Consider the following 1,612-nt stretch of genomic DNA (forward strand, 5'->3'; position numbering starts at 1 on the left):
GACGTGGCGATCGTGGGCGCGGGCTTCGGCGGGCTGGGGGTGGGCATCGCCCTCCAGAACAGGAAGCTCGACAACTTCGTGATCTTCGAGGGAGAGCCCGACGTGGGCGGTTCCTGGCGGACCAATACTTACCCGGGCTGCGCGTGCGACGTGCCCTCCCATCTCTACAGTTATTCCTTCGAGCCCAATCCCGAGTGGCCCGAGGCCTATTCCAAGCAATCCGATATCCAGAAATACATCGAGCACTGCGCCGACAAGTACAAGCTGCGCCCGAAGATCCGTTTCAAGACCAAGGTAAAGAGCTGCGACTTCGACGAGGGTCGCGGCGTGTGGCGCGTGGCGACCAGTGACGGCAAGGTGACCGAGGCCCGCGTGCTGGTGCCGGCAACGGGCGCCCTCTCCCACCCGCGCTACCCCGACATTGCCGGCCGCAACTCCTTCAAGGGAGCGGCCGTGCATGCCGCGCGCTGGGACCCGAAGGTCAGCCTCAAGGGCAAGCGCGTGGGCGTCGTCGGCAGCGGGGCCTCGGCCATCCAGATCGTGCCGAACATCGCGGCCGAGGTGGCCGACCTCAAAGTTTTCCAGCGCACCCCCTCGTGGGTGATTCCGCGCCGCAACCGCGCCTACACCGAGGCCGAGCACAGGCGCTGGAAGAAGTTCCCGCTCACCCAAAGCGCCGAGCGCCTCAAACTCTACTGGACCATGGAGGCGGCGCTGCCGGCCATCATGTGGTACCCGCGGATGCTCGAAGTGGGTGAAGTCCTCCACAAGCGCAGCCTCAAGAAGGCCATCAAGGATCCCGAGCTTCGCGCCAAACTCACGCCGACCTACAAGGTGGGCTGCAAGCGCACGCTCGTCTCCGACGACTGGTTCCCCGCCTTCGCGCGCGACAACGTGCACCTCATTACCGAGGGCATCGAGAAGATCACGCCCACGGGCGTCAAGACGAGCGACGGAGAGCTCCACAAGTTCGACGTGCTCATCTACGCCACCGGCTACGACATCGGCGCGCCGGCCTATCCCTTCGAGATCCGCGGCGTGGGCGGGATGAATCTCACCGAGTACTGGGGCCCGCACCGCCGCGCTTACTACGGCATGAGCGTGGCGCATTTTCCCAACATGCTGCTCATCATGGGTCCCAACACCGGCCCCGGGCACACCTCGGTGCTGGTCTACCAGGAAGCCCAGTACGAGTACGTCGCGCGCTACACCGAGCGCCTGCTCAAGAAGCGTGCGAAGTATTTCGACGTGAAAGAAGAGATCCAGGACAAGCAGTTCCAGGAATTCCAGGACCGCATGAAGAGCAGCTCGTGGCTCTCGGGCTGCCAGAGCTGGTATCTCAATGACGACGGCACCAACTCGACCATGTGGCCGGGCTTCAGCTTCGAGTACGTGCTCAAGATGAAGGCGCTGGGCTGGGGTGCCTACGACGTCGCGGCTTGACCCGCACTGCGGGTCCCATGGGGCCTGCGATAATTGCGAATCCGAAATTGCTCGGCAAAACCCAGGGGCCGGTACACGCCGGCCCCTGCGGCCGAGGCCTGCAGCGTGACAAGGCGCGCGCCTGCGCGGGCGCACCGGCCAAGCACGTGCACCATCAGCGTGCGGGAAA

The 1,612-nt window shown here is 64.8% G+C and carries 2 protein-coding genes; one reads left to right on the forward strand and one right to left on the reverse strand.

Annotated features, from left to right (window positions below; all coding sequences use genetic code 11):
* Positions 1-1,443, forward strand: a 1,443-nt coding sequence (locus KDH09_19745) for an NAD(P)/FAD-dependent oxidoreductase (protein ID MCB0221941.1), incomplete at its 5' end; no start/stop codon positions are given.
* On the opposite strand, the gene KDH09_19750 is transcribed toward KDH09_19745, so the two are convergent.
* The coding region (locus tag KDH09_19750) for a hypothetical protein (protein ID MCB0221942.1) at positions 1,425-1,612 on the reverse strand (188 nt) is incomplete at its 5' end. The genes KDH09_19745 and KDH09_19750 overlap by 19 nt on opposite strands.

Source organism: Chrysiogenia bacterium (genome assembly GCA_020434085.1).
Lineage (GTDB): Bacteria > JAGRBM01 > JAGRBM01 > JAGRBM01 > JAGRBM01 > JAGRBM01.